This is a genomic window from Symbiopectobacterium sp. (assembly GCF_051710365.1).
GTDB lineage: Bacteria > Pseudomonadota > Gammaproteobacteria > Enterobacterales > Enterobacteriaceae > Symbiopectobacterium.
On the sequence record NZ_JBPETA010000006.1, the window covers coordinates 1 to 25,192 of the forward strand.

Consider the following 25,192-nt stretch of genomic DNA (forward strand, 5'->3'; position numbering starts at 1 on the left):
TCAATGCTGTTCAATGTGGCAGTTACTGAACAAGGTTCGCCGCTTCATGGAAACCGTCAGCCCGTTTCCCAGTGGAAAACATGGACAGGCAAAAGTGTAGCGGTATTAGGAACAGCTATTTAGACCCACGTTGGAGAAGCCCATGCCGGCGACGTACTGTCCCAAGGCCATTGCCTCCACGCCTGCGGCATGGCCCGCCACGGAATCGCGCAGCGAACGGCTGATGATTTCGATGGCCTTCAGATGCAGCATATCGGTCAGCTCCCACGCGCCTTTGGTGGTAAAACCTTCAGTCGCGTGCGTCAAGGCATCCAGGCAGGTTGCCGCCTTCAGTGAGGCGGGCATGCTGGCCATCATGTTGGCATCGATAAACGAAACGATAGGAATGTCATGCGGATCGACGCAGACGAATTTGCGACGTTTTTCTTCGTCGGTGATCACGTAGTTAATCGTGACCTCGGCAGCGGTGCCTGCGGTGGTCGGGATCGCGAAGATCGGTACGCTGGGGCGACGCGTGGGCGCAACGCCTTCCAGACTGCGTACATCGGCATATTCCGGGTTGTTGATGATGATACCAATCGCCTTACAGGTATCCTGTGGCGAACCGCCGCCAATCGCGATCAGGTAATCGGCCTGCGCGGCCTTGTAGCGCTCAATACCTGCGGTCACCACGCGAATAGTGGGATTAGGCACCACGTCATCGTAAACCTCGTAGGGCAGGCCCGCCTGATCAAGCAGTGTGATGACTTTACTCACCACACCATATTTCACCAGGTCTTTGTCGGTGACGACCAAGGCTTTGTGGAAACCACGCCGGGTTATCTCTTCCACAATATGGTTAACCGCCCCCGCACCAAAATACGAGGTTTCGTTAAGGATCATTCTTTGGGTCATCGTCGTAATCTCCATAACATTTATGATTTTAAATGGGTGCTGAAAAGGGTCGGGTAGCGCAAGCGATCGGGGCGGGAAACGTCCTCAAGGCGCGAAATGTTAATCCTCATAGCGTTAGCTTCTATGCCATCAATAACGGAAAGACCGTGATGGATCGCTGATAAATGAATATTACCCTTTTAATCAGTATGGATATGTGACAGGGAAATTGCCTTCCCCTCGTTGCCATCAGCGGTGACTCGGTGGCGGTGAGCGCAAGGTGGGTGTGATCGTCGTCATCTTTAGCGTTTTTGGCACCATGACATAATCGTAACCTTTGGTTGAAATAATCTAATTTCAGTCATTTTTTTGCATTATAAAAACTAATCCATTGCAAGTATCTCTGTGGCGATCATTCTCTAATGATGTGAATGGTTGTGTCATTATTTTTGTTTCAAATGCCTATTATTGGTGTTTTATTCTAATTAATGATTTTAATTTGGCGGGTTTTGTTGCCTTGTGCTCTGGCGCTCTTTTTGTCTTTCACGGCTGGTATATAGTTTAACTTATGAAAAAGGGTGTGGTAGCCCTGTGGAAGAGGTGGTAAGTTCAATGCAAAGAAAGCGTTTGCGTGGCGTGATTCGCGCCGTTCGCAAGGAGAGGTTCGGGAGAAAAAATGACACAGCAAACTCCATTGTATCAGCAGCATGTCGCCGATGGCGCGAAGATGGTCGACTTTCACGGCTGGATGATGCCGCTGCACTACGGCTCACAGTTGGATGAACATCATAGCGTTAGGCGTCATGCGGGCATGTTCGATGTGTCTCACATGACTATTGTGGATTTACACGGCCCGCGCGTGCGCGAATTCTTGCGTTATCTGCTGGCGAACGACGTTGCCAAACTCACGCAACCGGGCAAGGCGCTTTATACCGGGATGTTAAACGCCTCGGGTGGCGTCATTGACGATCTCATCGTCTACTTTCTGACTGAAACGCATTTCCGGCTGGTGGTGAACTCTGCCACGCGGGAGAAAGATCTGGCCTGGATCGCCGAGCATGCCAAGGCATTCAACGTGGAGTGGCAGGAACGCGATGAACTGGCGTTGATTGCGGTGCAAGGGCCGTTGGCTCAAGAGAAAGTGCAGGCGTTGCTCAGTGCGGAACAGCGCGCGGCAACGGCGGGCATGAAACCCTTTTTCGGCGTACAAACCGGTGACTATTTTATTGCTACCACCGGGTACACCGGTGAGTCAGGCTATGAAATCGCACTGCCCGCAGAGCAGGCAGTGGCGTTCTGGCAACAACTGCTGGCGGCCGGTGTGCAGCCGTGTGGCCTCGGTGCGCGCGATACGTTGCGCCTTGAAGCGGGCATGAACCTGTATGGTCAGGACATGGATGAAGGCGTTTCGCCGCTGGCTGCCAATATGGGCTGGACCATCGCCTGGCAGCCGGAAGACAGGGATTTTATCGGCCGGGAAGCGCTGACCCATCAACGCAGCGAAGGCACTGAGCAGTTGGTCGGACTGGTGCTGCGTGAAAAAGGGGTGTTGCGCCATGAAATGCCCGTGCGCTTTACCGATGCGAGTGGCACGGTACAGGAAGGCATGATAACTAGCGGTACCTTTTCTCCAACGCTGGGTTTCAGTATTGCACTGGCTCGCGTGCCGCAAGGTATTGGTGAAACGGCGTTGGTGCAAATTCGCCAGCGCGAAGTGCCCGTAGAGGTGACCAAACCGGTATTTATTCGTGGCGGAAAGGCACTGGTTTGACGCCGTCCCCGATCTGACCATGATTATTGATTAACGTTAGCGCGATATATGCCGCCACACCTTCGCGTTGCAGGAAGGCGGGTATCGTGCGATTCGATACGACGAAGCGATTTTTAAGGAGAGCAGGCAATGAGCAGCACAGTCCCAAACGAGTTGAAATACGCCTCATCCCATGAGTGGGTCCAGGCCGAAGGGGAGGGTGTCTATCGTGTCGGTATTACCGAACATGCCCAGGAACTGTTGGGGGACATGGTTTTTGTCGATTTGCCTGACGTTGGCACGCAGGTTGCGATGGGCGACGACTGCGCTGTCGCTGAGTCGGTCAAGGCCGCCTCAGATATCTATGCGCCGTTGAGCGGTGAGATCGTGGCAGTGAACGATGCGCTGGAAGGGCAGCCGGAACTGGTCAACAGTGCGCCTTATGCCGACGGTTGGCTGTTTAGCATCAAAGCGTCTGATGAAAGCGAATTGAACGACCTGCTGGATGCCACGGCTTATCAGGCGCTGTTAGAAGAAGACGAATAACCTTGTCACCCCGTGACGGTTTTATCGCGCATCACGGGGTAAATCGATTTGTCAGAATGTAAGACACTGAGCGCAGTCTACCGCGTTCGCACTTGTTGTTTGCCATGAACGTTCACTTGCTATACCCGTCATACTTCAGGTTGCATGTGCGTTGGCTGCACTCGCTTACCCGAATCACTTACTTATGTAAGCTCATCGGGATTCGCTCCCTTGCCGCCTTCCTGCAACTCGAATTATTTAGGCTATATAACAGTTGCTTGAAGCAGGAAATACCCCTAATGACTCAGACTCTCAGCCAACTCGAACATGACGCCGCTTTCGTGGAGCGTCACATCGGCCCTACGCCCGAGCAGCAGGCTCACATGCTGGAAACGCTCGGTGCGGATTCATTGTCGGCGTTGATTCGACAGATTGTGCCGGCAGATATCCAGTTGCCCAACCCGCCAGCGGTGGGCGATGCGCTGCCCGAGCATCAGGCGTTGGCGGAGCTCAAGTCGATTGCCAGCCGCAACCAGCGCTACAAGAGCTATATCGGCATGGGGTACACCGCTGTGCATATGCCGCCGGTGATCTTGCGTAATTTGCTGGAAAACCCCGGCTGGTACACCGCCTATACACCTTATCAGCCTGAAGTCTCGCAAGGGCGGTTAGAAGCCTTGCTGAATTTTCAACAGATGACGCAGGACTTGACCGGGCTGGAGCTTGCCTCTGCCTCTCTGCTGGATGAAGCGACTGCGGCAGCGGAAGCGATGGCAATGGCCAAGCGCGTCAGCAAGCTGAAACAGGCTAACCGCTTCTTCGTGGCAGAGCATGTGCATCCTCAAATGCTGGATGTGGTGCGCACCCGTGCTGAGACCTTTGGTTTTGAAGTTGTGGTCGGCGATGCCGCCGCCGCATTGGAAACGGAAGGCGTGTTTGGCGTTCTGTTGCAGCAGGTGAACACCTATGGTGAAGTGCATGATTATCGTGATCTTATCGCGCAACTGAATGCGCGCAAGATCATCGTTAGCGTCGCTGCTGATATCATGGCTCTGGTGCTGCTGGCCGCGCTGGGCAAACAGGGAGCCGATATTGTGTTTGGCTCCGCCCAGCGTTTTGGTGTGCCGATGGGCTACGGTGGTCCGCATGCGGCCTTCTTCGCCTGCAAGGATGAGTATAAACGCGCCATGCCGGGGCGTATTATCGGCGTTTCGCGTGATGCGGCAGGTAACACGGCGCTGCGTATGGCGATGCAGACGCGTGAGCAACACATCCGCCGCGAAAAAGCCAACTCCAACATCTGCACCTCTCAGGTGCTGCTGGCGAATATCGCCGGTTTCTATGCGGTTTATCATGGGCCGCAGGGGCTCAAGCGTATCGCTGAACGCATTCATCGTTTAACCGATATTCTGGCCGCCGGGTTGCAACAGGGCGGCTTGAAACTGTGGCACTCCACCTGGTTTGATACGCTGGCGGTTGAGGTCACAGACAAGAACGCCATTAACGCCCGCGCACAGAATGCCGGGATCAACCTGCGCACCGATCTCTATCACGGGGTCGGTATCACGCTGGATGAAACCACTACCCGCGAAGATGTCGCAGCACTGTTTGACGTGCTGCTGGGAGACGATCACGGTCTGTCCATTGCTGCGCTGGATGCCGTGCTCAGCGGCGGCTCATCATCCATCCCTGCTGCGCTATTGCGCACGGATGCCATTCTTACCCATCCGGTGTTCAACCGTTATCACAGCGAAACCGAGATGATGCGTTACCTGCATCGCTTGGCACATAAAGATCTGGCGCTAAACCGTGCCATGATCCCGCTGGGTTCTTGCACCATGAAGCTGAACGCGGCGGCGGAAATGCTGCCGATCACCTGGCCTGAATTTGCTGAACTGCATCCGTTCTGCCCGCCGGAACAGGCACAAGGTTATCGTTTGATGATCGAACAGCTTTCCGGTTGGCTGGTGCAACTCACTGGCTATGATGCCGTGTGTATGCAGCCCAACTCGGGTGCGCAGGGCGAGTATGCCGGTTTGCTGGCAATTCGCCGCTACCATGAGAGCCGAGGTGACGATCAGCGCACGCTGTGTCTGATTCCAAGCTCTGCGCACGGCACTAACCCGGCATCGGCACAGATGGCCGGGATGGCGGTAGAGGTGGTGGCTTGTGACAAACAAGGGAATATCGATCTGCACGATCTGCGGGAGAAGGCCGCGCAGGCGGGCGATCGCCTTTCCTGCATTATGGTGACCTATCCTTCCACGCACGGTGTCTATGAAGAGACCATTCGTGAAGTGTGTCAGATTGTCCATCAACACGGCGGACAGGTGTATCTGGACGGCGCGAACATGAACGCGCAGGTAGGTATCACCACGCCGGGCTACATTGGCGCGGATGTGTCGCACCTTAACCTGCATAAAACGTTCTGCATTCCGCACGGCGGTGGCGGACCTGGCATGGGACCGATCGGGGTGAAAGCGCATCTGGCACCGTTCGTGCCGGGGCATCAGGTGGTGCACATTGATGGTTTGCTCACCACGCAGGGCGCGGTATCTGCTGCACCTTTTGGCAGCGCGTCCATTCTGCCTATCAGTTGGATGTATATCCGCATGATGGGTGCTGAAGGGCTGAAGAATGCCAGTCAGGTGGCGATCCTCAATGCCAACTACATTGCAACGCGTTTGAAGGAAGCTTATCCGGTACTTTATACCGGCCGTGGTGGCCGTGTGGCGCACGAGTGTATTCTGGATATTCGTCCGCTGAAGGAGAGCACCGGCATCAGCGAAATGGATATCGCCAAGCGTTTGATCGACTATGGTTTCCACGCGCCGACCATGTCGTTCCCGGTGGCGGGAACGCTGATGGTAGAGCCGACTGAGTCAGAAAGTCAGGTCGAGCTGGATCGCTTTATTGATGCGATGCTGGCGATCCGTGCAGAAATTCAGCGGGTGGCGCAAGGTGAATGGCCGCTGGAGGACAACCCGTTGGTGAATGCGCCGCATACCCAGCAGGAGATCGTCAGCGAGTGGTCGCATCCCTACAGTCGCGAACTGGCGGTGTTCCCGGCGGGGGCTGAGCATAAATACTGGCCGAGCGTAAAACGCCTCGATGACGTGTACGGCGATCGCAACCTGTTCTGCTCTTGTGTACCGATTGGCGATTACGCGTAGCTTCCTGCGCAATGACTCGCACTCTCTCGTCATCCTCGGAGAAAGCCGGGGATCTCTGTTAGAAGAAAGGTGTTTCACCTGTAAGAGATTCCCGCCTGCGCGGGAATGACGGAGGTAGGCAGGCAAGCCGGAGAATTACCCCAACCACCCTTTGGCCTGCGCGGTTTCCAGATGATCTTTCAGGTAGCGCCACAGTTCGGGATTGATCTCGGCGATAAAGCTGGCGCGTCCCAATACTTGCTCCAGTCGAATGCCGTTTTCCACCCAGCTTTGCCCACCGTTATGCAGGTTCATCAGGATAGGCATAATGCGGTCGATCATCAGTGCAAAACGCGCGTTCGCGGTGTCACCCGCTTCATATTCTTGCCACAGTTGCAGAAAATGCTGACGTTGCGGTTCGGGCAGTAGGCCAAATAACCGAACCGCAGTGGCTTCTTCCTGCGCCTGAATCGCTTCTCGAGCGCTCAGATCATAGACCATCACGTGCCAGCATCGATCTCGACAATATCATGCACCAAGGCCATTTGAATCACGCGCTGAATATCCACGTCCTGACTGGCGTAGGGTGCTAGGCTCATCGCGGCAACGGCAAAGTGCCAACTGTGCTCTGCGGAATCTTCGTGACGGGAACTGCCGATGATTTTTGAACGACGCTGTACGCTTTTTAGCTTATCAATTTCCATCAGGAAACCAACTACTTCGGTCAGCGTACCGAACTCGAGAGTGGGTAAAGCCAGGGACATCAAAACCACCTTACATCCATTGATGTGTCAAACGCGGCTGTATCAAACACTGCGCAGTCAAACAAAACCGGCTCATTGTAGGGGAAGCTGGTGAGAATTTACACGCTTTATTCCGCGATGATGTCCCTTTGGCACTGACTATTCCGTCTGATAACAGACCTTTCGGGAGGGGAAATTGTCGACTATCGTTATAGTCAGGGCACAAAACAATCTGCTTTACCGGTCTTCCCAAACGCACTGTGCGCAATGCATAAGGCGAGGTTGGCATTGAGTCCGTGACAGGGCGAAGTAAAAATCACAATAAAAGCGCTAATAATAATAAGGGGGCAATGATGCCTATTCGTATCATTCGACGCACGATCAAATATGCTGTGGTTATCGTGTTGGCCATTGCGTTGACGTTTCTGGTTATTCGGGTGTTTGACTCACAGCGGGGACCCGCACTGGCTCCCTGGCATATTTATGTGCCAACAGAGATGACGCCTGACCAACTCGACCGTGCCAACTGGGAGCAGTATTTGGCTCATGAGGAGCGCTTGTTTCAGCAGGTGACCGAGCAGGTTACCCAGACGCTGGACAGGGATGAGCAGGTTGCCTTAAACCGCTATTTTGTCGGCAGCCCTGTTTATCCCGGGCGCTTCGCTCATAACTGGAACCACTCTTATGAACTGATGCCGGAAGGCGAACCCAAAGGTGCGGTGGTGCTTTTGCATGGGCTAACCGACTCTCACTACAGTATGCGAAATGTGGCTGAGCTTTATCGTCAGCACGGCTTTGTCGCTATCGGGCTGCGTATTCCGGCGCACGGCACTGTGCCCGGTGCGTTAACCAAAGTCCGTTGGGAAGATTGGTTGGCTGCTACGCGTTTAGCGGTGCGCGAGGCTGCGCGTTTTGTGACGCCCGCGAACAGCGGAGAACGCTTACCGCTGCATGTCGTTGGTTTTTCTAACGGCGGGGCGCTCACGCTGAAATACGCGCTCGATACGCTCAGCGATCCTAAGTTGCCCAAGGCGGATCGTCTGGTCCTGATCTCTCCGATGATTGGCATTACGGCTTACGCGCGTTTTGCTGGTTTGGCTGGGTTACCCGCGATATTCCCACCGTTTGCCAAAGCGGCCTGGCTCGGTATTGTGCCGGAATTCAACCCGTTCAAGTACAACTCGTTCCCGGTGAACGGTGCGCGCCAGTCTTACCTGCTCACCAGCGTGTTGCAGTCACAGTTGGAACAGGAAGCACGGCAGCGCAGGCTGTCGGAGCTGCCGCCGATTTTAACCTTCCAGTCGGTGATGGATTTTACCGTCAGCACGCGGCGGTGATCAGCGCGTTCTATAATCTGCTGCCGAAAAACGACAATGATTTGGTGCTGTTTGATGTCAACCGCACCATCAATTTTGGTCTGTTACTGCGGGATGCGTCAGCGTCGGCGATTGGGCAATGGCTGCCGCCGACACCACGTCTGTACGGCACCACGGTAATCACTAACGCATCGGTACAAAGCGCAAAGGCGGTCGCCTTTGACACCAAAGCAGGCAGCATGGAGGTCACGCGCCGCGATCTCGGGATGGATTACCCCGAAGATGTCTATTCGTTATCGCACGTAGCGCTGCCATTTTCTGACAGCGATTCGCTTTATGGCCGTTTCTCTACGCCGCCGTATGAGTTTGGTATTCCACTCGGGCGTATTGCCGCGCGCGGAGAACGCGGGGTGTTGATTCTTGATTTGGATACGTTGTTGCGCCTTTCCTCCAACCCCTTCTATGACTACATGATGCAGCGTATTGATGATGTTATTCCCGGCCAAGGGGAACCCGGGCCGATACCGGGTTCTGTTCAAGCCCAGTAGCGCGGCGGGTCGAATAATAGTTTCAGCGTACACTTGTACACTGAAACTATTCTCGATTACACTCTTCCCGATGAGATTGCGTGAAGTTTGTACAGCTAGTCGTGCAGGGAGCAAAAACGGAATATGGTGAAATCAGAAAGTAATGCGGGTTATACGTTGGCGGAAGAGATAGCCAACAGTATCAGTCACGGTGCTGGCGTGGTGTTGGGGATTGTCGGGTTGGTGCTGCTGCTGGTGCAAGCGGTGGACAATGGCGCGACGAGCATGGCTATCGCCAGCTACAGTTTGTACGGCGGCACCATTATTCTGCTGTTTCTGGCCTCTACGCTCTACCATGCGATTCCCAGCCCGCGGGCTAAACCCTGGCTCAAACGGTTCGATCACTGTGCCATCTATCTGTTGATAGTGGGCACCTACACGCCGTTTTTGCTGGTGGGGTTGGATTCGCCGTTGGCGCGTGGCTTGATGATTGTCATCTGGAGCATGGCGCTGGTGGGCGTGTTATTTAAACTGGCTTTTGCGCATCGCTTTGAAGTGTTGTCGCTGGTGACATATCTGGTGATGGGATGGCTGTCACTGATTGTGATTTATCAGTTGGTGCAGGTGTTAGCACCGGGTGGTGTCACCCTACTGGCGGTGGGCGGTGCAGTGTATACCTTAGGCGTGGTTTTTTATGTGTGTAAACGTATTCCCTATAACCACGCCATCTGGCATGGCTTTGTGCTGGGTGGCAGTCTGTGCCATTTTCTGGCGATCTACCTTTACGTTTAGCCGCTAAATATCACTCTGGCACCGTTTCTTGATGAAACAGAAACGGTGCTCAGTGGCGAAATTATTCAGACAATGAATAAGGCAGTGGTTGCAGACTCAACTGACTTTCCGCTGCGTCGCGCACGCGCAATACGCTATCCGCTTCCAGATCGTTATTCAGTACCGCTTGCACCCACAGTGTGCCATCGCTTAACTGGCTGGCGGCGAGTATCGTACCGGTGCGACGCCAGTTTTCACCCATTTTCAGTTCCAGGTCTTCGCCCGCTTCTGGCACGCGCGGTGAAGTGCCCGCCAGACAATAGAGTGCCCGCTTGTTGGCGCCGCGAAATTTTGCCCGCGCCACCATCTCCTGACCGGTGTAGCAGCCTTTATTAAAACTGATGCCGTTAAGTGCCTGTATATTCGTTGCTTGCGGGATGAACTGCGCGCTGTTTACGTTGTCAATAATCGGCAGTGCGGATTCAATATCCAGTGCCAGCCACTGTTGACTGTCGGCCCATTGCACGCTGTCTGCCAGTGTGGCACTCAGCGCGGCGGCACCTTCGTCGTTCAGTACCAGAAGGAAACGCTCAGCAGGAAGGGCAAAATGCAGCAGTGTACCGAAGGGGTGGCTGACAACGGGATGCTCACTGTCCGGTAGTGCAGAGAAGACCTCGGCTAAACGTTCGCGTATAGTGCTTCCCGCAGCACCGATAAGCTGGAGATTGTCCTCTGCGGCGATAGTGGTTTTGGCAAAGACGGCGTATTTTTTTAACTCGTTTAACTGCGTATCACGCAGATTGCGACGTACCAGATAGGAGAAGCCATCGTTGTGGGCAAACAGGCGCAGTGCGCTCCACATTTTGCCCTTGGCATCACAATGGCCGCAAAGTACATGTTGATCGGGGGCTAACGCATTAACATCGGCCGTCACCTGGCCTTGCAGGTAAGTGCGTGTGTCCGGGCCGGTAAGCGTCACCAGTGCCCAGTCATCAAGTGCTATCAGCGTAGCGGGAAGCTGCGCCGAGGCCGTGATGGCGTTTGATTTAACCGTTTGTGCAGCAAAGGGAAGTGGGGTTGCCATGTAACCATCCTCGCGAAGGTTTGCGTTTGGCCTAATGGTAAAAGAGCTTGCAGGGTTTGCAAGCAGTTATTCGTGCCATTGCCCCCATGATTTTCAGTTAGCATATTTGAAAGCGTTACTGAGCGTGCGCACGATCGATGACCTTCTGCGCGATACGCTGATATGCGCTAAAATATGTCAAAATGTTACATTTAGTTGAGTGTTTATCTAGACATCCGAGTTACACTACACGTTGGCGTCGATAAAAAGTAGGAAAAGCAATGGATATCGATAATAAGGCGCGAATTCACTGGGCGTGCCGCCGAGGAATGCGAGAGTTGGATATCGCCATCATGCCCTTTTTTGAACATGAGTATGATGTGCTAAACGATGATGATAAACGCGCGTTTGTGCGCTTATTGCAGTGCGATGACCCTGATCTGTTCAACTGGTTGATGAACCACGGTGAACCGGAAGATGGGGAACTGAAACGCATGATCTCTCTTATTCAGACGCGAAATAAAGATCGTGGCCCTGTGGCGCTGTGATTTACGCGTCTCCTGGCGCATGCAGGTATTTTCTTTGCTGGTGCACGGGTTGTTGTTGCTGTTGATTCTGCTGGCACCGTGGCCGGACGGTTATGCGGTGCTCTGGCTATCACTGATGACGCTGGTGGTGTTCGAGTTTATCTGTAGCCAGCGTAATATCAAAGCGCGTCACGGTGAAATCGTGTTGCAGGCTGAAGCAGACCTTGAGTGGCAGCATCATCGCTGGCACATTATCCGCCGTCCGTGGATGTTGAAAAACGGTATCTTACTGTCGCTGCGGCGCAGTGACGGCAAACGACGACAGCGACTCTGGCTGGCATCCGACAACATGGATAAGCAGGAATGGCGGCATTTGCGTCAGCTGCTGCTGGAGAGTAAAGCGTGGGCGGGAGAAAACCCGGACGTGCACTAATTTCAGGTTCAGCCGGCAGCACGCTGTCGGCTGATGTCTTTCGGGATATCTCCCGGCGATTACAACTGCTCAGCCATTTCCTGTAAAATCTGCTCACACCACTGCTGTAAGCGCTCATCGCTCAGGTCATACTGATTCACTTCATCAAGCGCCAGCCCGACGAAGTGTTTCCCATCCGGTGTGAGCGGTTTGATGGTAGTGAACTCATAGCCTTCGGTGGGCCAATAGCCAATAAAGGTTGCGCCGCTTGCGGCCAACTGCTGATGCAACATACCGAGGGCGTCAAGGAACCATTCACCGTAGCCTAGCTGGTCACCCATGCCATACAGCGCAACGATTTTCCCTTGTAGATTCAACGAGGATAGCTGTCCCCAAATGGCTTCCCAATCTTCCTGAATTTCACCGAAATCCCACGTTGGGATACCCAGAATCAGGAATTCATACTCTTCCATCTTCTGCGGATCGACATCTTTTTTCACGTTATGAAGGTCGACCAGCGATTCACCCAAAATATCGCGAATCTTTTCCGCTGCCATCTCGGTGTAGCAGGTGCTGGAGCTGTAGAACAAACCAATTTTCATATGCAATTGCAGCGTATTAAACAAACTTGCCATTAGCCTAACCGAATCTTACAGCGAGGTATAGCGTGGATGTGGGGTGCGCGTGCTGTGAGAAAACACGGTGGAAAAAAAGGGGTGAAGATTACCCTTCACCCGTATTCACGCTTGCCTGTGAGGCTTAACCAAGCGTTTGGTGACGCGTTTCTTTGGTCAGCAATAATGCAATAAGCGTTAAAGATGCCATAGCAAACAGGTAAACACCTACGTAGAACAGCCCGTAGTTGGCGGTCAGCCAGGCGGCGATATAAGGCGCAACCGATGCTCCCAGAATCGACGAGACGTTATAGGAGAACGACGCGCCGGTATAACGCACTTCAGTGGGGAACAGTTCAGGCAGCAATGCGCCCATCGGGCCGAAGGTTAAGCCCATCATGCCCAGTCCCAGCACCAGAAACAGCATCACCAGCGGTTGGCTGCCAGACCCCAACAGGGACGGGAACAGCATCGCGAACACCAGCATGCCGCAGGTAACGACGATCATGGTCTTACGGCGGCCATAGGCATCTGCCAGCAACCCGGCAACCGGGATCAGCAGACCAAAGGCGATAACCGCTACCATCAGCATCCACAGGAAGCTGTTACGCGAGAAACCCAGTCCTTTGGGGATTGGCGAGGTGCCATAAGTCATGGAATAGACCGTCATGATGTAGAACAGCGTATAAGTGGCAAGCATGATGAAGGTGCCAAGAATGGTTGCTTTCAGATTTTTGCTCAACAGCGTTCCCAGCGGAATACGGACTTTCTTGCCCGCTTCGATAGCTTTGGTAAACACGGGCGCTTCATGCAGAGAGACACGCACATACAGGCCGATCAAGACCAATACCGCAGAGGCAACGAAAGGCACGCGCCATCCCCAGGTCATGAACTGCTCTTCGCTTAACAACCAGGAGAGCAGCAGGAACGTGCCGTTGGCGAAGAAGAAGCCGATCGGTGCGCCCAACTGCGGGAATGAACCATACAGTGCACGCTTGTGGGCTGGCGCATTTTCGGTAGCCAGCAATGCTGCTCCGCCCCATTCACCGCCCAGACCCAGGCCTTGACCAAAACGCGCCAATGCCAGCAGCAACGGTGCGAAAATGCCGATGCTGTTGTAGGTCGGTAGCAGGCCGATCAGCACGGTAGAGATCCCCATGGTCAGCAGGGAGGCAACCAGCGTCACCTTACGGCCGACGCGGTCACCGAAGTGACCAAATAGTGCAGAACCGATCGGACGTGCCACAAAGGCAATAGCAAAGGTTGCGAGCGACTGTAGCGTCGCGGCGGTCGGATCGCCCTGCGGAAAGAAAGATGTGCGGGAAAATCAGCACAGCGGCAGTGGCAGTGGCAGTGGCAGTGGCAGTGGCAGTGGCAGTGGCAGTGGCAGTGGCAGTGGCAGTGGCAGTGGCATAGATATAAAAATCGAAAAATTCGATCGCGGTTCCGATCAATGAAGCGACAACAACCTTACTGCGGGAGTTAACCGGGGCTGCGTCCGCCTCTGCATCGAGAGTGGGCGTGATGGTGGCTTGCATAGGACTCTATTATCTTTTTTTATCGACAGAACTGTAATTCTAGTCACAGAAAAAAAAGCATTTCAATGCTAGCCCAAAAAGCGTAAAAGCGGCTACAGAGCCTGCTTTGGCGAGTTGCGCGATTGTAAATACTTTCTGTGATATAAGTTATGCTTTACCCTATTTGTAGTGCAGAGCGGTGAATAATACAGCATAAAATAAATTTGCATAAAAAATCGGCGGCGTGAATTCAGGTGATGATCCCGCCCCTTTTACCGTCACTTCGGGCATAATAACGCCAGGGTTTTACCCTGCACGCCGTACAGCGAGGAGAAGCGTATGCAAGCACAGGATCGGGCACATATCGAACAGTTTCTTGAGGCTATGTGGCTGGAACGAAACCTGGCTGACAACACGCTGACCTCTTACCGGCGAGATTTAACTGCACTGGCCGATTGGCTGGAGCATGCTGACAGTGATTTATTGCAGGTGCAGGTGCTTGATCTGCAAGGTTATCTTGCCGAACGCGTGGAAGGGGGATACAAAGCGACCAGTTCGGCGCGTTTGCTGAGTGCCATGCGTCGCTTTTTTCAGTATTTATACCGGGAAAAACGGCGTAGTGACGACCCCAGCGCGGTATTGTCTTCTCCCAAATTGCCCCAGCGCTTGCCCAAAGATCTCAGCGAAGCGCAGGTGAGTGCGTTGCTGCAAGCGCCCTGTGTGGATGAGCCGCTTGAGCTGCGCGATAAAGCCATGCTTGAGGTGCTGTATGCTACGGGGCTGCGCGTCTCGGAACTGGTGGGGCTGACCATTGCAGATGTCGGTTTACGCCAGGGCGTCGTGCAGGTGATTGGTAAAGGCAATAAAGAACGGCTGGTGCCGCTGGGGGAAGAGGCCATTTATTGGCTGGAGCGCTACCTCGAGCACGGCAGGCCCTGGCTGCTGAACGGACAAACGCTTGATGTGCTGTTTCCAAGCTCCAGAGCGCAGCAGATGGCGCGCCAAACCTTTTGGCACCGTATCAAACACTATGCCGTGCTGGCATCCATTGACAGTGAGAAGCTTTCGCCGCATGTTTTACGCCATGCATTCGCTACGCACTTGCTGAACCACGGGGCTGATTTGCGTGTCGTACAGATGTTGTTGGGGCATAGCGATCTTTCAACAACGCAAATTTATACGCACGTTGCCACTGAACGGCTGAAGCAGTTGCATCAACAGCATCATCCGCGCGCCTGACATTGCAGGCGACATAAGGGCCAGACGGCTGAACGCGCCCTTTACAGGCGGAATACACCATGAACGGGACTGAATACGATGAAAAAAGGGCTAATGGCGCTTTCTTTACTGCTCGCGGCGACGAGTAGCGCAGTACATGCCGACGACGCGGCGATTAAACAGACGTTGACCAAACTGGACATTGAAAAAATGGATATCCTGCTTGCGCCGGTCGCTGGCCTTAAAACGGTGCTGACGGAAAGCGGCGTGCTCTACGTAACGGAAGATGGCAAACATCTGATGCAAGGACCGCTCTACGCCGTGGATGGCGGCACGCCGGTGAACGTGACCAACCAGATCCTGAAAGGAAAACTGGATGCCTTGCAGGATCAAATGATCGTCTACAAAGCGGCGCAGGAAAAACATGTGATTACTGTTTTCACCGATATTACCTGCGGTTACTGCCACAAACTGCATGAGCAGATGAAAGACTATAACGATCTGGGTATTACCATCCGTTATCTGGCTTTCCCGCGTCAGGGGCTGAATTCGCCAACGGAAAAAGACATGCAGTCTATCTGGTGCACTGCCAACCGTAACAAGGCGTATGACGCCGCGTCGCGCGGTGAGGCTATCTCCCCGGCAACCTGCAAGACCGATATCGGTGCGCATTACGAGCTGGGTATCCAGTTTGGTGTGCAAGGCACGCCAGCGATCGTGCTGGAGGACGGCACCGTGGTTCCGGGTTATCAGGCACCGAAAGAGATGTTAGCTATGCTGAACGCTCATCGGGCTGCGGCCAAACCGGGCGCGTAAATTGCCGCCAGGTTGCCCCATTAAAAGCGATAACGTGTAATGCACTCCGTCACGCAGTGGAATTGAAAATACAGTGGAATTAAAAACCATACTCCGCCGGCGTCCGCTGGCGGAAGGCAGTGGGCTTCCCGCAACGCTTCCTCCGTTACTACGCCGTCTGTACGCGCAGCGCGGCGTCACCGAGGGTCAGGAATTGGATCGCAGCCTGCGCGGCCTGCTCGATTATCGCCTGCTCGATGGCATTGACGACGCAGTGGTGTTGCTGCAACAGGCGCTGGCAGAACAACGGCGCATCGTCGTAGTCGGTGATTTTGACGCCGACGGCGCGACCAGCACCGCGCTTACCGTGCTGGCACTGCGCAGCATGGGCGGTAGCCAGGTGACCTATCTGGTGCCGAACCGCTTTGAAGATGGTTATGGCCTGAGCCCGGAAGTGGTGGTGCAGGCCGAGAAGCTGGGCGCAGAGCTGATTCTGACGGTGGATAACGGTATTTCATCCCATGCCGGCGTGGATGATGCGCACCAGCGTGGTATTCAGGTGTTGGTGACTGACCATCACCTGCCGGGGGAAACGTTGCCCGCCGCTGATGCGATGATTAACCCCAATTTGCGCGACTGTGCCTTTCCTTCTAAATCGCTGGCCGGCGTCGGCGTGGCATTTTACCTGATGATGGCGCTGTTTGTGCGTCTGCGCGACAGCGGCTGGTTTAGCCAAAAAGGGGTGGCGGAACCAAAACTGGCGGAACTGCTCGATTTGGTGGCGCTAGGCACAGTGGCCGACGTGGTGCCACTCGATGCCAACAACCGTATTCTGGTGTCGCAGGGGCTGAATCGCATCCGTGCCGGTAAATGTCGCCCTGGCATTCGCGCCTTGTTGGAAATCGCCAACCGCGATGCCAGCCAACTGGTAGCCAGCGATCTGGGCTTTGCGATTGGGCCACGCCTGAATGCGGCAGGGCGTTTGGATGATATGTCGATTGGCGTGGCGCTGCTGCTGTGCGATGACATTGTCGAAGCGCGGATGCAGGCCAGCGATCTGGATGCGCTCAATCTGGCGCGGCGTGAAATCGAGCAAGAGATGCAGGCGGAAGCCATGCAACTGTGCGAAAAACTGGAGCACTGCCTTGAACAACTGCCGCTGGGATTGGCTATGTATCATCCCGAATGGCATCAGGGCGTGGTCGGTATTTTGGCATCATGGCTTAAAGAGCGTTTTCATCGACCGGTGATTGCGTTCGCACCGGCGGGCGAGGGCGTGCTCAAGGGGTCTGGCCGTTCAATCCCCGGTCTGCACTTGCGCGATGCGCTGGAGCGCCTGGATACCCGCTATCCGGGACTGATGGTTAAATTTGGCGGTCACGCAATGGCGGCTGGATTATCGCTGGAAGAGCATCAGTTTGATACCTTCCGTGAGCGCTTTGGTGAGCTGGTCGGCGAGTGGCTGGATGAATCGCACCTGGAAGGGGTTATCTGGTCGGACGGTGAGCTGATACAAACCGAACTGAATCTGGTGACGGCAGAAATGCTGCGCGATGCCGGGCCGTGGGGACAAGCGTTTCCTGAACCCACGTTTGACGGGCGCTTTCGTATCTTGCAGCAGAAACTGTTGAAAGAGCGCCATCTGAAGCTGATGGTGGAGCCGGTTAACGGCGGACCGCTGCTGGACGGTATCGCGTTTAACGTGGATACCCGTTGCTGGCCCGACAGCAGCATTCGTGAGGCGGAACTGGCCTACCGCCTTGAGGTTAACGAATTTCGCGGTAAACGCAGCGTGCAATTGTTGATACAGCACTTGTGGCCGGTGTAGCGAGTCATCGCTCGTATGGGTAAAATTGCGCCAGACGGCTGTAAACCTAGCGTATATTCCGCTAGAATTGTTCGTTTATATCCATTTTTTCTCCGTCGTTTGACGGCTAACGTAAGACGCTAATCATGTTTGAAATTAATCCGGTAAAAAACCGCATTCAGGACCTGTCTGACCGGACAGCTGTTCTGAGGGGGTATCTTTGACTACGATGCCAAGAAAGAACGCCTGGAAGAAGTAAACGCCGAGCTGGAACAGCCCGACGTCTGGAATGAACCTGAGCGCGCACAAGCGCTGGGCAAAGAGCGCTCCTCGCTGGAAGCGATCGTCGATACCATCGATCAGATGACACAGGGACTGGAAGACGTTTCCGGCCTGCTTGAACTGGCGGTGGAAGAGGACGACGAAGAGACGTTCAACGACACCATTACTGAAGTGGATGCGCTGGAAGCCAAGCTGGTACAGCTTGAGTTCCACCGCATGTTCTCCGGCGAATACGACAGCGCCGACTGCTACCTCGATATTCAATCCGGCTCCGGCGGTACGGAAGCGCAAGACTGGGCCAGCATGCTGCTGCGCATGTACCTGCGCTGGGCCGAGAGCAAAGGCTTCAAGACTGAAGTGATTGAAGAGTCTGAAGGGGAAGTTGCGGGTCTCAAATCGGCCACCATCAAGATTATTGGTGACTACGCGTTTGGCTGGCTGCGTACCGAGACGGGCGTGCACCGTTTAGTGCGCAAGAGTCCGTTTGACTCCGGTGGTCGCCGCCATACTTCATTCAGTTACGCGTTGGTCTATCCGGAAGTGGATGACGATATTGATATCGAAATCAACCCGGCAGATCTGCGTATTGACGTATATCGCGCCTCCGGTGCTGGTGGACAGCACGTTAACCGTACCGAATCTGCGGTGCGTATTACCCATATACCGACCAACATTGTTACCCAGTGTCAGAACGACCGTTCCCAGCACAAGAACAAAGATCAGGCGATGAAACAGCTGAAAGCGAAGCTGTACGAGTTTGAGATGCAAAAGAAAAACGCTGAGAAGCAGGCGCTGGAAGATAACAAGTCCGATATCGGCTGGGGCAGCCAGATTCGCTCCTACGTACTGGATGATTCCCGAATCAAAGACCTGCGCACTGGGGTGGAAACGCGTAATACTCAGGCTGTGCTGGATGGCGATCTGGACCGATTTATTGAAGCAAGTTTAAAAGCGGGGTTATAACAAGTCACATGGCTGAGTCACAATCACAGGGTGCCGATCAGGCGCTGGATCTGAACAACGAATTGAAAGCGCGCCGCGAAAAGCTCTCGGCGCTGCGTGAACACGGTATCGCTTTTCCTAATGATTTCCGCCGTGATTCCACTTCTGATGCGCTGCACGCGGCTTACGACGATAAAGAAAACGAAGAGCTGGAAGCGCTGGGCGTTGAAGTGGTCGTGGCGGGTCGTATGATGACGCGCCGCATCATGGGTAAAGCCTCGTTCGTGACGTTACAGGATGTGGGTGGCCGCATTCAGCTTTACGTGGCGCGTGACGATCTGGCAGAAGGCATTTATAACGAACAGTTCAAAAAATGGGATCTGGGCGATATCCTGGGCGCGCGCGGCAAGGTGTTCAAAACCAAGACCGGTGAGCTTTCCATCCATTGTACTGAACTGCGTTTGCTGACCAAGGCGCTGCGCCCGCTGCCGGACAAATTCCACGGTCTGGCGGATCAGGAAACCCGTTATCGCCAACGCTATCTGGATCTGATCGCCAACGACGAATCGCGCAATACGTTCCGCGTGCGTTCGCAGATCATGTCTGGTATCCGCCGTTTCATGGTGGAGCGCGGGTTTATGGAAGTTGAAACCCCGATGATGCAGGTGATCCCCGGTGGTGCTTCCGCGCGTCCTTTTGTGACTCACCATAATGCGCTGGATATTGACATGTATCTGCGTATTGCGCCGGAACTGTACCTGAAGCGTCTGGTGGTTGGTGGTTTTGAACGCGTGTTCGAAATCAACCGTAACTTCCGTAACGAAGGGGTTTCGCCGCGTCACAACCCGGAATTCACCATGATGGAACTTTATATGGCCTATGCCGATTATAAAGATCTCATCGAGTTGACCGAGAGCCTGTTCCGTACCCTGACGCAAGACGTGCTGGGCAGCACCACAGTGCCTTACGGCGATCAAACGTTTGATTTTGGTAAACCATTTGAGAAGCTGACCATGCGCGAGGCTATCTGCAAATATCGTCCGGAAACCAACGTGACGGATCTGGACGATTTCGATAAAGCGTCTGCCATTGCAACGTCTCTGGGGATCAAGATCGAAAAAGGCTGGGGTCTGGGCCGTATCGTGACCGAGATCTTCGAAGAAACCGCAGAAGCGAATCTGATCCAACCGACCTTTATCACCGAATATCCGGCGGAAGTTTCACCGTTGGCGCGTCGTAATGATGAAAACCCGGAAATCACCGATCGTTTCGAGTTCTTCATCGGTGGACGTGAAATTGGTAACGGCTTCTCCGAGTTGAACGACGCAGAAGATCAGGCAGAGCGCTTTGCCGATCAGGTACGCGCCAAAGATGCGGGCGACGACGAAGCCATGTTCTACGACGAAGACTATGTCACCGCGCTGGAACACGGTCTGCCGCCAACGGCGGGTCTGGGCATTGGTATCGACCGTATGGTGATGCTGTTTACCAACAGCCACACCATTCGTGACGTCATCCTGTTCCCGGCGATGCGTCCGCAGAAGTAAGTTTCTTCGAACGACGGATGCGGAATAAACCCCATTCTTGCATGGGGTTTTTTTATGCGTAGTCATCCCGCGAGCCATGCTGGTAAACCCACAGAGAAAAATGCTACCGTCACTCTTCTGTTTCGGGGGGAAGTGGCTCCATGATCACCTATCGTGATGGCTGGTTTGAACTGGCGTTGTTAGAAAATACCGGCGGATTTCCCCGCCATACCCATGATGAATATGTGATTAGCGCCAATCTCAACGGCGTGGAGCATGTCTGGCTGGATGGTAACACTTTTGATGTCGATCCCCAGATGGTGACCACCTATAATCCGCATCAGCTACAAAGCGGTGATAACAGCGATGGCCGCTGGCAATGTGCCTCGCTCTACGTACAACCCGGTGCTTTTGAGCATTTCTTTGGTCGCGCCTTTCGGTTTGCACAGGGCGTGCAACAGGCTCCCGTTCTGGCGCAACAGTTGAAACTATTGGCAAGCCCCAGCGATGAGCAGGGCGATGGCGCGATGTATCAGGAGCGGCTGGTGCTGCTATTGGCCGCGTTGATGGACAACGACATGGGCAGCCCTGCGCCGTTAAAGATGGTCAGCGAGGGCGGCAGAGTCAAACGCATCAAGGCGCGTTTGCTCGATTGCCTCGCTGAACCGCCCAATCTGGATGCGTTGGCGCGCGATGAACACATTACCGTGGCGCATCTGGTGCGTAGCTTTCATCAGGAAGCCGGTATGCCGCCGCTGGCTTGGCTGATGCAGCGCCGTATTGGCAAAGCGCGTGAGTTGCTGCGTCAGGGCATGAGCATCAGTGAGGTTGCCCTTAGTCTCGGCTTTGCCGATCAGGCGCACTTCACCAAAACCTTCAACCGTTTTAATGCCATGACGCCGGGGCGTTTTCAGCGTATCAATTTCTGACAATACGTCCTGCCATCGACCCCGTAGACTTGCGCTTATTGTTAATGTCTGCGGAGTTGTGGCGGTTATGTTGTTAGTGGTGCTTAATGGCATTTTGCTTTCCCTCTCGCTGTGCCCGGATTTGGGGATGGTGAATACGGCGATCATTAACCGGGGTATGCGTGACGGGCCGCGCGCCGCGTTTATGATTGGCTTTGGTTCCTGTTTTGGCGATCTGGTTTACGCGGCACTTTCTGCGTTTGGTTTAGCGGTTATCTTTACCGCATTGCCGGTACGCTGGGCGCTATGGATTGGTGGCGGTGCCATTCTGCTGTGGATGACGTGGAACATGGCGCGCATGGCCTGGCGTGATTATCAGACGCAACGATTAGCGCCTGTGGACGCGGATGTGACTGACCTTCCAGCAGTAGCAAAACGGTTTCGCGGCTACGATTTTTTGAGCGGTATGGGGATGGCGCTGGCATCACCGACCGCGCTGCTATGGTTTTCAGCGATTGGCGGCTCGATCATCGCGCAGTCAACGGACGGCTCAACGCTGATGGTGAGCGTGTTTCTCAGCGGTTTCTTTATCGGTGGATTACTGTGGACGCTGTTTCTGGCGGGCATGATCAAGTTTGGCCGACAGGCGCTGCAAGGGCGGCTGACCTTTTACTGCTATGTCATCTCGGCACTGCTGTTTGCCTATTTTTCTGTGCAAGTCATCTATCACGGTTACCAAACGCTGCTGATCCCGCTGACAGCCGTTGACTGATCGCTCAATACGCCACCACTTTCGCCGGGTTTTTGCTTGCCCGGCAAGCGGATAGCGCTATAATGCCCAACGCACACCTGATGCGAGTGTAGTTCAATGGTAGAACGAGAGCTTCCCAAGCTCTATACGAGGGTTCGATTCCCTTCACTGCTCCAAACACACTTCTCGCAATATCTAGTAGAGTCAACTAACCCCATATACCACAAGCCTTTCACTAAATTCTGATTATCTCGACGCCTACTTCCTTCTATCCAAACCTATGCGTTGATGTGTGTAGTACCCTTGCTTTAGCGAATTGCCGCAGGCTGATGTACATGTTTTCTAGTATTTCCCCCAATAACGTCGCAGGGGAGAGTTTGAAATTGGATTAATTTAACATGTTGATTTTATGTATAAATAATCGATATCCTGTTTTTCGCTCTTCAAGGTAAATATCTTTTATAAATTCTGTGTGGTGATATTTTCATTTACTTATATATAGATAAAACACTATTCATAAATAGCAATAAATCTCATTATCATTACCTGCATTTTTGCAAAAAAGCAGCATTTAAAACCAAAAACGTTATATATTTAAGTAAATAACGACGTTTGGCGATCACATTTCTACCCTTTTGGGGGGAATAGACCTTACCCGCTTGATCGATATCAATCCCACATTATTAGCAAGCCTTTATGGTTAGCAGGGTAAGCAAAGTGGGATAATAATTATGAAGAAAATTATTGAAGACCTTTTACACTAGGAAATATCTCGTCGGGACGCGGTGATCGATGCCGCGAAAATCGGCTCGGCGGTGGCGATTACCAGTGCCATCACCTTGCCGTTTTCTGCCAATGCCCAGCCGGCGGTGGCTCCAACCGGCGTGGTGAACGACAATGAAACCGTTCGTCACAGCGCGTGTTTGGTTAACTGCGGCAGTCGCTGTCCGTTGAAGGTGATTGTGAAGGACGATCGCATCGTGCGTATCGAGCCGGAAGATGCCAAAGATGACAGCGTGTTCGGTGAACACCAGATCCGTCCTTGTTTGCGCGGGCGTTCTAACCGCTGGCGCGTTTACAGCCCGGATCGTATCAAATACCCGATGAAGCGTGTCGGTAAACGCGGTGAAGGCAAATTCAAACGCATCAGTTGGGAAGAGGCGACCGCGTTTGTCGCCTCGGAAATGAAGCGCATTGCTGAGAAATATGGCAATGAGGCGATCTACTACAGCTACCAATCCGGTGCCTATTACCACAATCAGGGAACGCACGCGTGGAAACGCCTGCTGAACCTGACGGGCGGCTACCTGAACTATCACAACACCTACTCTACCGCGCAAATCGCGACTGCCACGCCGTATACGCACGGCACTTATGTTGGCAGCCACTTTACGCAAATTGCCCATTCCGATCTGGTGGTGTTTTTTGGCCTCAACCTGTCGGAAACCCGTATGTCCGGCGGCGGACAGGTGGAGGAACTGCGTCGTGCGTTAGAAAAATCGCAGGCTCGCGTGGTGATCATCGATCCGCGTTACACCGATTCTGTTATCACCCAGCATGCAGAGTGGTTAGCGATTCGTCCAACCACCGATGCAGCATTGGTCGCGGGGTTGGCTCACACCCTGATTAGCGAAAACCTGATCGACGAAGCGTTGGTCAACCGTTATAGCGTCGGGTTTGATGCCAGCACGTTGCCCGCGTCTGCGGCACCGAATGCCAGCTACAAGGATTATATTCTGGGAACCGGGCCAGATGGCATTGCCAAAACGCCTGAATGGGCGGCGAACGTCGCTGGCATTCCAGCGGTGCGCATTCGTCAGTTGGCGCGGGAAATCGCGGGTGCGCGCGCCTGCTATATCGGCCAGGGTTGGGGGTCGCAGCGCCACGCCAACGGCGAGCAAACCGTGCGCGCTATCCAGACATTGCCTGCGCTCACCGGTCACTTTGAGTTGCAGGGCACCAACAACGGCAACTGGCCTTATGGTACACCTTATGGTGTTCCAACCTTGCCGGTGGGCAGCAACCCGATCAAAACCTCAATCCCTTGTTACCTCTGGACGGATGCCATCCTTAAGCCCGAAAAAATGACCGCCACAACCATGGGCGTGAAAGGCGCGGATAAGCTGCGCGTCGGCATTAAAATGGTGGTCAATCAGGCAGGGCGGGCGCTGTTGAACCAGCACGGTGATATCAACCGCACGCGCAAAATTCTGGCGGATGACACCTTGTGTGAAACCATCGTGGTGATTGATAACCACATCACTCCCAGCGCCAAGTTCGCCGATATTTTGCTGCCGGAAACCAGCTATCTGGAAGCGGAAGATCTGGTTGATAGCTCGTATTCAACGGGCTCGCACAACTACATGATCGCTATCCAGAAAACCATCACGCCGATGTGGGAAGTGCGCAGTACCTACGACATCTGTGCCGATATTGCCGGTCATCTGGGACTGAAAGAACAATTCACCGAAGGCCGTACGCAGGCGCAGTGGGTCGAAAAACATTACCAACAGGTGAAAGAGAAACGTACCTACCTGCCGGAATGGTCGGTTGCGAAAGAGAAGGGCGTTATCGATCAACAGATCGCGACGGAAAAACAGAGCATTGCCTTCCTGGATTTCCGGGCAGATCCGCAGGCCAATCCGCTGAAAACACCGTCAGGCAAGATTGAGATCTATTCCGAAGCGCTAGCCAAACTGGCTCAAACCTGGACGTTACCGGAAGGCGATCGTATCCCTGCAATTCCTGAGTTCTGCGTGGTGCGTGAATCTCATCTCAATAAAACGATGACGGCCAAATATCCGCTGCAACTCAGTGGATTCCATACCAAGGGCCACACCCATTCCACCTACAGCAACGTGCAATTCCTGCATGAAGCCGTGCCGGATGAAGTCTGGATCAACCCGATCGATGCGGCGGAGCGCCAACTGAAATCTGGCGATCGCGTGCGTGTATTTAACGATCGCGGCGTGGTGGAAATCCCCTGTAAAGTCACACAGCGCATTCTCCCTGGCGTCGCCGCTATGCCGCAAGGGGCCTGGACGCGCCTTGACAGCGCGGGCGTCGATGTTGGCGGGTGCATTAACACCCTGACCTCCCAGGATCCTTCGCCGCTGGCGAAAGGTAATCCGCAACACACCAACCTGGTTGAGATTCAGCGCGCTTAAGGGGAA

General features: G+C 54.0%; 17 protein-coding genes, 1 tRNA gene and 4 pseudogenes. 17 read left to right on the forward strand and 5 right to left on the reverse strand.

All coding sequences use genetic code 11. The annotated features are described in order from the left end of the window. Positions 1-100: hypothetical protein (locus tag ACTBDZ_RS01105; protein WP_438813920.1), on the forward strand; the 100-nt coding region annotated here is incomplete at its 5' end. A gap of 20 nt (positions 101-120) precedes the next feature. Here ACTBDZ_RS01105 and ACTBDZ_RS01110 read toward each other — a convergent pair. Continuing rightward, positions 121-894 (reverse strand): annotated as a pseudogene (locus ACTBDZ_RS01110) (iron-containing alcohol dehydrogenase); the annotation flags it as partial. Positions 895-1,549: 655 nt separating this feature from the next. Between ACTBDZ_RS01110 and gcvT the strand changes: the two are divergent. The 3 genes from gcvT to gcvP all read left to right on the forward strand — a co-directional run bounded on the left by gcvT (position 1,550) and on the right by gcvP (position 6,321). Further along, positions 1,550-2,644, forward strand: a complete 1,095-nt coding sequence (gcvT, locus tag ACTBDZ_RS01115) for a glycine cleavage system aminomethyltransferase GcvT (RefSeq protein WP_438813896.1) — start codon at positions 1,550-1,552, stop codon at positions 2,642-2,644. 129 nt (positions 2,645-2,773) lie between these two features. Further along, on the forward strand, positions 2,774-3,169 hold the full coding sequence (gene gcvH / locus ACTBDZ_RS01120; protein ID WP_438813897.1) for a glycine cleavage system protein GcvH: 396 nt from the start codon (positions 2,774-2,776) through the stop codon (positions 3,167-3,169). 278 nt (positions 3,170-3,447) lie between these two features. Further along, on the forward strand, positions 3,448-6,321 hold the full coding sequence (gene gcvP / locus ACTBDZ_RS01125) for an aminomethyl-transferring glycine dehydrogenase (RefSeq protein ID WP_438813898.1): 2,874 nt from the start codon (positions 3,448-3,450) through the stop codon (positions 6,319-6,321). 135 nt (positions 6,322-6,456) lie between these two features. Here the strand turns inward: gcvP and ACTBDZ_RS01130 are convergent. Next, positions 6,457-7,064, reverse strand: a pseudogene (locus ACTBDZ_RS01130) (HD domain-containing protein). A gap of 332 nt (positions 7,065-7,396) precedes the next feature. Between ACTBDZ_RS01130 and ACTBDZ_RS01135 the strand changes: the two are divergent. Both ACTBDZ_RS01135 and trhA read left to right on the forward strand, forming a co-directional pair. Next, positions 7,397-8,907, forward strand: a pseudogene (locus tag ACTBDZ_RS01135) (alpha/beta hydrolase). 123 nt (positions 8,908-9,030) lie between these two features. Continuing rightward, positions 9,031-9,678 carry a PAQR family membrane homeostasis protein TrhA gene (gene trhA, locus ACTBDZ_RS01140; RefSeq protein WP_438813899.1) on the forward strand — a complete coding sequence of 216 codons (648 nt, stop codon included), beginning with the start codon at positions 9,031-9,033 and terminating at the stop codon, positions 9,676-9,678. Positions 9,679-9,739: 61 nt separating this feature from the next. Here the strand turns inward: trhA and ygfZ are convergent, their stop codons facing one another. Next, positions 9,740-10,741, reverse strand: coding sequence for a tRNA-modifying protein YgfZ (ygfZ, locus tag ACTBDZ_RS01145; protein ID WP_438813900.1), 1,002 nt, complete (start codon positions 10,739-10,741; stop codon positions 9,740-9,742). A 260-nt stretch (positions 10,742-11,001) separates the two neighbouring features. Between ygfZ and sdhE the strand changes: the two genes are divergently transcribed. Together sdhE and ACTBDZ_RS01155 are read left to right on the forward strand one after the other, a co-directional pair. Continuing rightward, the gene (gene sdhE / locus ACTBDZ_RS01150; RefSeq protein WP_196907542.1) at positions 11,002-11,268 is read left to right on the forward strand and encodes an FAD assembly factor SdhE; all 267 of its coding nucleotides are present in this window, start codon (positions 11,002-11,004) and stop codon (positions 11,266-11,268) included. Next, positions 11,249-11,680 (forward strand): protein YgfX, encoded by a 432-nt coding sequence (locus ACTBDZ_RS01155; protein ID WP_438813901.1) that lies wholly within the window; start codon positions 11,249-11,251, stop codon positions 11,678-11,680. Before sdhE ends, ACTBDZ_RS01155 begins: the two co-directional genes overlap by 20 nt. 59 nt (positions 11,681-11,739) lie before the next feature. Here the strand turns inward: ACTBDZ_RS01155 and fldB are convergent, their stop codons facing one another. Both fldB and ACTBDZ_RS01165 read right to left on the reverse strand, forming a co-directional pair. Further along, complete coding sequence (gene fldB, locus ACTBDZ_RS01160) at positions 11,740-12,261, reverse strand: flavodoxin FldB (protein WP_438813921.1); 522 nt, start codon at positions 12,259-12,261, stop codon at positions 11,740-11,742. 157 nt (positions 12,262-12,418) lie between these two features. Further along, positions 12,419-13,811, reverse strand: a pseudogene (locus ACTBDZ_RS01165) (MFS transporter). 318 nt (positions 13,812-14,129) lie between these two features. On the opposite strand from ACTBDZ_RS01165, the gene xerD reads away from it, so the two are divergent. The 9 genes from xerD (at position 14,130) to ACTBDZ_RS01210 (ending at position 25,186) form a co-directional block, all read left to right on the forward strand. Further along, positions 14,130-15,029 (forward strand): site-specific tyrosine recombinase XerD, encoded by a 900-nt coding sequence (gene xerD, locus ACTBDZ_RS01170; RefSeq protein ID WP_438813902.1) that lies wholly within the window; start codon positions 14,130-14,132, stop codon positions 15,027-15,029. A gap of 78 nt (positions 15,030-15,107) precedes the next feature. Then, positions 15,108-15,824 (forward strand): bifunctional protein-disulfide isomerase/oxidoreductase DsbC, encoded by a 717-nt coding sequence (gene dsbC / locus ACTBDZ_RS01175; protein WP_438813903.1) that lies wholly within the window; start codon positions 15,108-15,110, stop codon positions 15,822-15,824. A 73-nt stretch (positions 15,825-15,897) separates the two neighbouring features. Beyond that, entirely contained in the window at positions 15,898-17,631 is a 1,734-nt protein-coding gene (recJ, locus tag ACTBDZ_RS01180; RefSeq protein ID WP_438813904.1) for a single-stranded-DNA-specific exonuclease RecJ, read from the forward strand. A 125-nt stretch (positions 17,632-17,756) separates the two neighbouring features. Further along, positions 17,757-18,855, forward strand: a protein-coding gene (gene prfB / locus ACTBDZ_RS01185; RefSeq protein ID WP_438813905.1) for a peptide chain release factor 2 whose coding sequence is annotated in 2 segments (ribosomal slippage) — positions 17,757-17,831 and positions 17,833-18,855 — 1,098 coding nt in all. Because the reading frame shifts where the segments join, the coding sequence is not laid out codon by codon here. A gap of 8 nt (positions 18,856-18,863) precedes the next feature. Then, positions 18,864-20,381: a lysine--tRNA ligase gene (lysS, locus tag ACTBDZ_RS01190; RefSeq protein WP_438813906.1), complete on the forward strand. Its 1,518-nt coding sequence runs from the start codon at positions 18,864-18,866 to the stop codon at positions 20,379-20,381. A 140-nt stretch (positions 20,382-20,521) separates the two neighbouring features. Next, positions 20,522-21,289: an AraC family transcriptional regulator gene (locus ACTBDZ_RS01195; protein ID WP_438813907.1), complete on the forward strand. Its 768-nt coding sequence runs from the start codon at positions 20,522-20,524 to the stop codon at positions 21,287-21,289. A 67-nt stretch (positions 21,290-21,356) separates the two neighbouring features. Further along, a complete protein-coding gene (locus tag ACTBDZ_RS01200) occupies positions 21,357-22,040 on the forward strand; it encodes a LysE family translocator (RefSeq protein ID WP_438813908.1) in 684 nt (227 codons plus the stop codon). 82 nt (positions 22,041-22,122) lie between these two features. Continuing rightward, a tRNA-Gly gene (locus ACTBDZ_RS01205) sits at positions 22,123-22,195 on the forward strand. A gap of 591 nt (positions 22,196-22,786) precedes the next feature. Further along, positions 22,787-25,186: a DMSO/selenate family reductase complex A subunit gene (locus ACTBDZ_RS01210; protein WP_438813922.1), complete on the forward strand. Its 2,400-nt coding sequence runs from the start codon at positions 22,787-22,789 to the stop codon at positions 25,184-25,186. Positions 25,187-25,192 lie beyond the last annotated feature (6 nt).